This window comes from Sulfuricurvum sp. (assembly GCF_022759005.1).
In the GTDB taxonomy this organism is placed as follows: domain Bacteria; phylum Campylobacterota; class Campylobacteria; order Campylobacterales; family Sulfurimonadaceae; genus Sulfuricurvum.
The window spans coordinates 1-8,343 of record NZ_JAEMQA010000136.1; the positions used below are offsets into that span (position 1 = coordinate 1).

The 8,343-nt window shown below is 44.7% G+C and carries 8 protein-coding genes; all 8 read left to right on the forward strand.

Going from position 1 to position 8,343, the window contains the following annotated elements:
• Positions 1-505: hypothetical protein (locus tag JHC35_RS08390; protein WP_295044149.1), on the forward strand; the 505-nt coding region annotated here is incomplete at its 5' end.
• Positions 502-927: a hypothetical protein gene (locus JHC35_RS08395; protein WP_295044152.1), complete on the forward strand. Its 426-nt coding sequence runs from the start codon at positions 502-504 to the stop codon at positions 925-927. The genes JHC35_RS08390 and JHC35_RS08395, both read left to right, overlap by 4 nt.
• A gap of 73 nt (positions 928-1,000) precedes the next feature.
• Complete coding sequence (locus JHC35_RS08400; protein WP_295044155.1) at positions 1,001-2,695, forward strand: outer membrane protein assembly factor; 1,695 nt, start codon at positions 1,001-1,003, stop codon at positions 2,693-2,695.
• Between the two features lie 98 nt (positions 2,696-2,793).
• Positions 2,794-5,523: a translocation/assembly module TamB domain-containing protein gene (locus tag JHC35_RS08405; protein ID WP_295044168.1), complete on the forward strand. Its 2,730-nt coding sequence runs from the start codon at positions 2,794-2,796 to the stop codon at positions 5,521-5,523.
• Positions 5,524-5,667: 144 nt separating this feature from the next.
• Entirely contained in the window at positions 5,668-6,102 is a 435-nt protein-coding gene (locus JHC35_RS08410; RefSeq protein ID WP_295044159.1) for a hemerythrin domain-containing protein, read from the forward strand.
• Entirely contained in the window at positions 6,099-6,341 is a 243-nt protein-coding gene (locus JHC35_RS08415) for a DUF2249 domain-containing protein (RefSeq protein ID WP_295044162.1), read from the forward strand. Before JHC35_RS08410 ends, JHC35_RS08415 begins: the two co-directional genes overlap by 4 nt.
• Positions 6,334-7,611 carry a hypothetical protein gene (locus tag JHC35_RS08420; protein WP_295044165.1) on the forward strand — a complete coding sequence of 426 codons (1,278 nt, stop codon included), beginning with the start codon at positions 6,334-6,336 and terminating at the stop codon, positions 7,609-7,611. Before JHC35_RS08415 ends, JHC35_RS08420 begins: the two co-directional genes overlap by 8 nt.
• 277 nt (positions 7,612-7,888) lie before the next feature.
• A partial coding sequence (locus JHC35_RS08425) for a methyl-accepting chemotaxis protein (RefSeq protein WP_295044171.1) occupies positions 7,889-8,343 on the forward strand: 455 nt, incomplete at its 3' end.

Genomic DNA, 8,343 nt, shown 5'->3' on the forward strand with positions numbered 1-8,343 from the left:
GGGAGGATCGGTTTTTACGATTTACGGATCACTTAGCCCCTCGACCTTTTCGGCGGGGGGGATCATTTTAGCTTTGGGATTAATGGGAATGGCGTATTGGTATCATCACCTGATGAGTTTGAAGCGTTTTTTTATTCTCTCATTCGCAGCGGAAGCGGTGATGCTTTTGATGATTGGGTATTTTCTCCTTTTCCCCAAGTACCAAATCACGGCTTTAATCGTGTACGGAGCCTATCAGCTCTCATTTATTTTTGGCGGCTACTTGGTTCGAGCGGAGACCCATTTTGCGCGGAAAGCCCGTATCATGGGATGGATAGACATAGCAAAACAACAGGGATATCTAGGCGGGTTATTGGTCTCTTACGGATTTTACAAAGTGTTAGAAGCTAATAACATTGTTTGTCCTGCTGATCAGGTGTATTGGCTTCATACGGCTCTTTTCCCGATAGAACTCATTATCATTGTATTTCTTGTCCGCTCATTTGTCTCAGGAAAAGAGCAATGACCTATAACGATTGGTTTGAGGCTCATGCAGCCAAACACCGTGTTATTATGGATAAACTCTCCCATCTGCGCGATGACGAAGTGATCAAATATTTCCGCTTTGAAAATATGGTGATACACGAGAGCGATTTTTGCCCCCTTTATGCCGAGAATAAAAAATGCCATGATGTCGCCAAGCTGAATTGCTACCTTTGTGCTTGTCCCCATTTTCGCTTTAATGATGAGGGGATCGACAAGGTTAAGGACAAAACCCGCTATAGTTTGTGTTCCATCGATTCGAAGGATGGAGCGCGATATGAGAACGACAATGCAATTCATCAAAATTGTGCAGGGTGCACGGTTCCGCACGATGAAAAATTTATTGCCAAAGTCTTTGATTCTGATTGGTCCAGCATTATGAAAAAGTCTCCCCCGAAGAGGTGAAAACACACTTGTTGTATCGCTGTTTTTTTGGCAACGTTTTTAGGATAAAATTATAGAAAAAAATGGGGTGCTGATGCGATACGGATGCTTTGCGATGATGTATACGCTTTCGCTGATTGCTGCCCCGCTGCCGATTACGTTTGTCGGTAATGAAAAAATTGCATCTTCCGAGCTTTACGGTGTTTTAGGACTTCGCAAACCCTATGCCATCGAAGTGTGGGAAGATCAGCCTAGGATTGAACCGATTGCGCTCTCTCAAAGCGTATCGGCGCTCAACAGTTTTTACAGGTCCAAAGGATTTTATCACGCACGCGTTACCTCCGAGGTTAGTGAGGAAAAAATTGTTGTGACCATTGTGGAAAACAATCCTATTCTTGTCGGTGATATACAAATCAACAGCCCTTTGGATATTGCTTCGGCTATTTCACTCCATACCGAAGAGTTGTTTGATCAAGAGGCATTTTCGCAAACCAAATCATCGATCAAAAAACGCTATGCCGATGCGGGGTACTGTAACGCGAATTTCAATACCAAAGCGTGGGTCGACATAGAGACCGATCGTGCGTATCTGTTGTTCGAAGCTACGCCGGGAGAGCAGTGCCGATTTGGAAAAATCGCGGTTGAATCTACTCCGAATATCGACGGTAATCTCACTGCTTCGATGCTCCGATTTGAAGAGGGAGATCCCTATAGTGTCGAAGCGATCCGTCTAAGTTATGAAGCCTTGTATGCCCAAGAAGGGATCAGCCGTGTCGTCATCAATGATAACGAACGGATCGGGAACGAAGTTCCGATTTCGTTAATCATCGAAGAGACAGACCGTCCTATCCGATTTACTGCCGGTTTGGGATACAGCAGTGATCAGGGGATTGCAGCGCAAATGGGATTGAAACATCGCAATTTTTTGGGTGATCTGAAAACTCTCGGACTCGATTTTCGCTATTCGCAGATCAAACAAGAGGCGGTCGGAAGTTTCGGTTATCCTTTGCGAAATCGAGGACTTTTTGGGGTAGATCTAGGGTATAAAAACGAAATGTTTGACGGGTACAAAACGGAGAGTACTTACCAAAAATTGACTGCCAAGTATCAAGATACTCCAGCATCGGCGATGATGGGATTTTTGCTCGATCAGGTTAAAACGTATCAGAGTAACGATATCGAAGCATTTCCGAATTCGAAACTCTCAATCGTATCGCCGATCGGTGAGTTAAACTATGACACTCGTGATAAACGGCTCGAACCGACAAAAGGGTATTGGCTCAATGCAAACGTCATGGGATCGCTCTATACCCCTCAAGTATCGGATGCTACGTATTTCAAAACGCTCCTCTCGGCAGCGTACATTACGAGCATTGACGAACATGTATTCGGTGCAAAACTCAAATGGGGAACCCTGCGAATTTATGACGGAGAGGTTCCCTCATCGTACCGTTTTTATGCGGGAGGGATGAACTCCAACCGTGCCTACGCCTATCGCGATTTGGGACCTAAAAACAGTGATGGCAATCCGATCGGATTTTCATCGCTGATAGAAGGATCGCTTGAATACCGATTTCCGATTTATGAGGAGTTTCGAGGTGTTTTGTTCACCGATATGACCTATGCATCTGAAAAAATCATCCCCGATTATGCCAAAGATGGCTATTTAGGGGTTGGTGTAGGGCTTCGGTATGTAACCCCTATCGGACCGGTAGCCGTGGATTTTGGAATTGATCCTGAGGATACGGCCCAGTATGCTATCCATTTTCGGATCGGAGAGCTATTTTGAGCCCTATCCGATCTTTTCCGTGGAGACGATGGTTAAAACATCTGTTTGTTGTAGCCCACTTTCTTTTGTACAGCATCGTCATAACCGCGTCTGTGCTGATGTATATTGCGTTTCGACCGGACGGATTACAGATTATTAATAGCTATTTCTTGGAACCTATGGGGGTTCGATATGCCCATGCGGAAGGCTCTTTGTTGGAAGGCTTTACCCTTTATGATGTTCACACCGATAAGGCGGAGGCTAAAACCTTTCTCCTCAAATACAATCTAGTTCAAATGCTTCAGGGAGAGCATGCTGTCGAATCGGTAAAAATCGAGGGGTTGCGTATCCATTTGGACGATTTTTTGAGTGATAGCGGTTCTCTCTGGCCGTTTCCGACCTTTAAACTCAAAGAGGTCGATATCACTAATCTCCAGTTAATCGGCAGCTATCCGATAGAGCTTGATATCCATGCCAAAAACGGAACGTATGATGGGGATTGGCTCAATTTTGCGGTTTTAAACGCTACTCTAAAATCGCGCTATGCGAGTGCGGCGATTCGCGGGATAGTTCATAATAATGCGATTAGAGGGGTGGGGGATATATATCCAAATGCCGCAGAACTTGCACCTTATAGTGGTCGTTTTACGACGCTTCCGCGTAGCGTACGGGTCAAAATTTCCGAACTTTCCGATCGTAAAGCGCTGCTTCATACGACACTGGATCGTCTCATCTCCAAACAAGACGGATCGATTCATGCCGATGCAATCTCTTTGGATTTTACGTATGTCTATGACAACGATTATTTTGATATCAATGCGCTCTATCGTCTGGTGCGAGGCAATGATACGATCCAGACTACGCACCATCTTCGATACGCGGTAGAGGGGAAAACGACGAGTGAATTTGACGGGATCGTCACCTCTTCTGTCCCGCTTCCTTCTAACAAGCTGCACGGAGAATTTAGTGATGATGCGGATGGATTTAACGCTACACTGAGTCTTGATGGGAGTACCATGAAGATTGCGAGCAGAGATTATGAGCACTTCGGATGGAGCGTAAAAAGCACGCATCAAAATCTCTCGTTTGTCGCTTCACTGCCTCAGGTGATTCGAAACGGAGCACTTGATCTAAGCGGCGAGGGGACGTACGCATTGGGGGAGAACCTTTTGAGCGGTTCGATCCATACATCGCACGACCATTTTATGTTTGACGGGAAATTTTTGACACAAAATAACCACCGTACGCTGGAGGGAGAACTCACGCTCCCATCCGATGCGATGCTGTGGAAAAATTGGGCGCATAAGCCCCCAGAACACTTTAACCTCTCCATCAGCAACGCCGCCGATACCACTCATCTAAATCTCTCTGGCGAAGCATTGGCCTTCTCGGTGTCTGCACAAGGCGATCGCGTTAAAGGATCGGGAAATTATTTGGGAACATTTTTTGATCTAACAGGTTCGATCAGTGCGGCTCAAAGTCATTTGGAGATCACCTCGGTTACTCCGTCATTGTTTGCGACCCTTTCGCAGCTGGAGGCGATCAAATTGCAAAAAGGGGAGTATTACGACGCCGAAATACGGACAAAAACCGAAATCGATATGGGGAGTTCACTGGTGGTACAAAGCGATATCAAAATCCCTTGGTATGCGGCAGTTTTGGATTCGAAACGGGCATACGGCGGAACCGATGGGAGTGTGAAACTTGAATACCGTGACGGAAACATCCGGATTGAACGATACCGTTTCGAGATTGCGGATCACCCGATTTCTACCGATAAGACGTCGTATCTGCATATGGATGAAAACGGTGACGTGATTGTGGATGACTTTTGGGTATACGATACTTTGCATGTGAGCGGAATCGTCAAATCTGATCTCAGTTCCAATTTACGATTGCAGTCGGAACGTTTTAGCTACAGTGGACCCGAAGGAGATGCTCACGCATCGGCCGACATCCGTTTTATGCGGGATGATAAAGCCAATCAGAGTCTCTTTGGTACCCTCAACATTCTCGATGCTACGGTGACTTATCTGCCTCTTCAGGAGTTCAAAGTGATGGATGATGACATTATCATTATCCAAGATGTCCGTCCTCCGAGTGATGTGAAATTTTCGATCAATCTGCACATTATCGCCCGACAACCGATTCGCTTTAAAACCAAAGAACTCGATTTGGGTCTGATTCCTGATATAACGTTATGGAAAGAACCGACTGAGCCGATGCAAATCTTGGGGATGATGACAATCCCCTCAGGAAATGCTGTGAGTGCGGGTAAAAAATTTGATATCAAACACTCAGAAATCTATTTCGGAGGCGATATCCCTCTCAATCCGTATCTCGATATTACGATCGGACATGAGGTTGATTATAAAAAACTCTCGATATATGTGACGCATACCCTTGAATCTCCTATCTTTTTGTTCAGTTCGGATCCGGTAATGAGTCAAAACGATATTATGAGCTATCTTCTTTTCGGAGGTCCTGCTAACAGTATGGGGGGGACGGGAGATAAATCCACATCGACCGTTCGTGCGGATGCGACGAATTTTATGCTCGGGGCAGGGCTAAAAGGGTTGATCAACGGGGCGACAAAACTTCAAATCGATACGATGAATATTCTCACAACACAACAGGGGGGGATGGGATTTGAGGTGGGTGCCCGCTTGAATAAAGATTTACGGGTGTTGTACAAAAACGATACCGTTTCCAGCGTTCTTGTTCAGTATTCGGTGAATCGATGGTTGCGCTTAGATGCCGATATTCATGAGCTTGGGCAAGGGATTAATGCGATTTATATCAAAGATTTCCGTGATGTTCTCCCCCACAATCCACCTAAAAAGAGATAAATCTTTTCACCGTTCGTGGTGAGCTTGTCGAACCATGAACCCTTCGACAAGCTCAGGGTGAACGAGACAGGTATTGATATTCGTCAAGATTTATTTTTCATATCTCCTTTATACTGCTATCATTAAAAGTACAAAAGGAATCTTATGATTTTAGAATTTATGCGTGATGATCACCGAGCGTGTGATGATTTTTATGCAAAAGCGGAAAATGCACTGAGTGCAAAAGAGGTCGATAACGCAAAAGAGTTTTTTGAAACGTTTTATCGCGTAACCAATCACCATTTTGATATGGAAGAGCGTGAATTGTTTATTGCGTTTGAACAACGTACGGGGATGACGGGGGGACCGACACAGATGATGCGCTATGAGCACCAACAGCTTCGGTCGCTTTTGGAATCGATGAAATCAGCATTGAATGAAAACCGTCACAACGATTTTTTCGGCATCGGTGAATCGATGATGATCATGCTTCAACAACATAACATGAAAGAGGAACAGATGCTCTATCCGATGATGGATCGCGCATTGGAAGACTCAGCAGAGGGGATGATCCAAAAACTAAGAGAGATGGCCAAATGATCCTTCTCGATACGAGAGAATTGGATCATCCTATCCCCATGGAGATGGCGGTTAACGCCTTTAAAAAACTATCGGGAGATGAGGTGATTCAGATGATTCACCGCCGTGAGCCGATACCGCTGTTTGAGATCATTCTCAAAAACGGCGGTCGATTCCGCAGTATTCAGCTCGAAGAAAATCTTTGGCATATCTATATCACTCGGAGCAAAACGGTTGATTTGGAGGCGATCGATGTATAATGGACTCTCTTTTGAACAGGCACCTCCTATTTCGGCAGTGATGCGTTTTTTTCTCACCGTTCCGATATTTGGGATTATGCTCACTCTTCTTGTCGGGTTTCATCCCGATGAGATACTTATAGCATCTCATCCTCTCTCGTTGGCATCGATTCATGTCATGTTTTTAGGGGTCATTACCATGGCGATGTTCGGTGCGCTTTTTCAGATGCAAAGCGTTTTGGGAGGATGCTCTATTCCTAATGCTGCGGGGAATGCGTTTTTGATTCATCTTTTTCTGAGCATTGGAACCCTTTCTCTGGGGAGTGCATTTCTCTTTGTGTCCCCTCCGCTTTTTGTTGTGGCAGCGGTTTTTTTGGGTTCATCCATACTCTATACGGCAAAACTGATTCTTCCGCTTCTTTTTAGAGGATCATCCCATGACACCCTTAGGGGGATGAAAATTGCCCTGATATGTTTAGCTATCGTTGTTTTACTGGGAATCGTGATGGCAAGCGAATATGCCAACGAAACGTTTGGCTCATTGCATGAAGCCATTAGAACGATACACTACTCTTTTGGACTGATAGGCTGGATTGCGGTGCTGATTATCGCGGTAGCGTTTCAGGTCGTTGAGATGTTTTACGTTACTGCACCTTATAGCAGTTGGTGCAAGCGCTATGGATTGTTGATTATCGCGGTATCGCTTGGTTTAAAAGCATTTTGGACTTTATTATCACTCCCTTTTGTTTGGATGTTTGATGCACTGATAGGGGCGTTATTGATCGGCTTTATTGCTACGACGATGAAGCGGCTTTTAAACCGTAAACGGCGTGTGAGTGATGTGAGTATTTGGTTTTGGTTTTTTGGGATTGGATTGTTGTTTGTGTCTTTGAGTGCGTATACGATTTATTCTCTCAGCGGTATCGAATTGTTTCAGCCGATGGCGTTGGTCGCATTTGCCTTATTTGCCCTCTCCATTATATTGGGGATGATCGGTAAAATCGTCCCTTTCTTGATTTGGTTTCATCTCAATGCCGCTGGCTATATGGATACGCCGATCATGTCCAACATCATTACTCACACACGCGCCAAATTACTTTTTGTACTCTTTGTGTCAACAGCATTGTTTACCCTAGTGGGGTCACTCTATCATCCTTTTTTATCCATTGGTGCCATCATGGGATCGGCAATGTTTGCATTATTGTTGTATAACATTTTCACTGCTCTTGCACTCTACGCTCACACGGTGCGATTCGGGGTGCGATTCGATTGTGATACGGAAATTCGATAATTTTAGAGAGCTATTTTTTATCATCTTAACGCATAATTGGTCAATGACCAAAATGAATTGTTAAGACTCAAATAAGAAAAAATTAATATTCTCTGCTGTAATCTTCTCGTAACACTTAAAAAAAAGGTTATAAATGTTTTTTGGAAGCAGACAGCCCGTTGAGGAATTAGAACCGCTTCGTACACGAATAGCGGAGTTAGAAAAAAGTAACCAAACTTTGGAAAATGAACTGCATCAGCTGCGTCAGGAAAACGCTGAGTACAAGGCAAAATCAGCCATGTCAGAGCTGATCATCCATTTGACGGAAAACCTTACCAATGCGTGTCAAAACGATTTGTCACTGCTTCAAAAAGATTTGAGTGATAATGTCCATCAACTCGAAGAGATCGAAGCGCTCAATAAAAGCAATCGGGAAAATGCGATCGGGATCAATGATGACATCGGCGAGATCCTCGATATTCAACAGCAGCTTGTTAATAATATTACCGATAACTACGGTTCGGTAGGACAGCTCAATGACGGAGTCGGTTCGATCGGTCAAGTAATCGATTTGATCAAAGACATCTCTGATCAGACAAATCTTCTTGCGTTGAATGCGGCCATCGAAGCGGCACGCGCCGGAGAACACGGACGCGGGTTTGCCGTCGTTGCCGATGAGGTACGTAAACTAGCGGAACGTACCCAAAAAGCAACTGCTGAAGTGGCGATGAGCGTTCAAAGTCTCAAACAAAA

Bases quoted from the DNA above. Each gene is read 5' to 3' on its own strand.
- JHC35_RS08415 (WP_295044162.1), top strand. From the start codon at position 6,099: ATGATCCTTCTCGATACGAGAGAATTGGATCATCCTATCCCCATGGAG.
- JHC35_RS08420 (WP_295044165.1), top strand. From the start codon at position 6,334: ATGTATAATGGACTCTCTTTTGAACAGGCACCTCCTATTTCGGCAGTG.
- JHC35_RS08395 (WP_295044152.1), top strand. From the start codon at position 502: ATGACCTATAACGATTGGTTTGAGGCTCATGCAGCCAAACACCGTGTT.
- JHC35_RS08405 (WP_295044168.1), top strand. From the start codon at position 2,794: ATGTATATTGCGTTTCGACCGGACGGATTACAGATTATTAATAGCTAT.
- JHC35_RS08400 (WP_295044155.1), top strand. From the start codon at position 1,001: ATGCGATACGGATGCTTTGCGATGATGTATACGCTTTCGCTGATTGCT.
- JHC35_RS08410 (WP_295044159.1), top strand. From the start codon at position 5,668: ATGATTTTAGAATTTATGCGTGATGATCACCGAGCGTGTGATGATTTT.